General features: G+C 24.8%; 1 protein-coding gene. It reads left to right on the top strand.

The features are described from left to right. On the top strand, positions 1-1147 hold a 1147-nt coding region (locus tag CP965_RS13990), incomplete at both ends, for an ATP-binding protein (protein ID WP_129062722.1).

The following is a 1147-nucleotide window of genomic DNA, read 5'->3' as shown; positions in this document are numbered from 1 at the left end:
CAAAGGGCAGATGAAGCGAAATCAATATTTTTAGCAAATATGAGTCATGAGATAAGAACACCATTAAATGCAATAATAGGATTTTCAGAATTACTAAGTAAAAATAAAGAGCTAACAAAAGAGAATAAAAAACAAGCAAAAATAATACAAATAAGTGCAAACTCATTATTATCAATAATAAATGATATTCTAGACATAAGCAAAATAGAAAGTGGAAACTTTGACATAACAATAGAAAAGACAGATTTATATTTTATAAGTGAACATGTAGTAGAACTATTTTCAAAAAAAGCAAACCAAAAAGAGATAAAATTAATATTTAATCTAGATAACAAAATACCCTTATGTGTATTAACAGATGGAATAAGAATAAGACAAGTATTATCTAACTTACTATCAAATGCAATAAAGTTTACACAAAAACAAGGAGAAGTGACTTTAAATATAAATCTAATAGAAGAACAAGAAGATAGATGTAAAATAAGATTTGAAGTAAAAGATAATGGAATAGGAATAGAAGAAGAGAAAAAAGAGAAGATATTTAAACCTTTTATACAAATAGATCATAAATCAAATAGAGAATATGAAGGTACAGGATTAGGATTAAGTATAAGTTCACACATAATACAATCTTTAGGCTCACAACTAGAAGTAGAAAGTGAGGTTGGAAAAGGTAGCTCTTTTTTCTTTACTTTAGAACTTAACTCTTGCATTGATAATTTACATATGTCTAAAACAAAAAAAACAGAAGAAAAAAGTATTAAGTATAGAGGGAAAGTATTAGTAGCAGAAGATAATGAAGCAAATCAAGAATTAATTTCTTATATCTTAGATAGTATGAATATACAATACTCAATACAAGAAAATGGTTTAAAAGCTTTAGAAGAATATAAAGAAGATATATATGATATTGTATTAATGGATATAAATATGCCTATCTTAGATGGAGTAGAAAGTTTTAAACAAATTAGAGAATATGAAAAGAAAAATTTACTTAAAAAAACACCTATAATTGCTTTAACTGCTAATGCAGTAAAAGGTGATAAAGAAAAATTCTTAAGTTTAGGTATGGATGGTTACTTAAGTAAACCTATTAACACTTCTGATCTTTATAAGCTTTTTGATCTTTTCTTAATTAAAAATGAAA

It is taken from the genome of Halarcobacter mediterraneus (assembly GCF_004116625.1).
In the GTDB taxonomy this organism is placed as follows: domain Bacteria; phylum Campylobacterota; class Campylobacteria; order Campylobacterales; family Arcobacteraceae; genus Halarcobacter; species Halarcobacter mediterraneus.
Note: the sequence above shows the minus strand (reverse complement) of the source record. Positions and strands in the feature narration are given on the sequence as shown.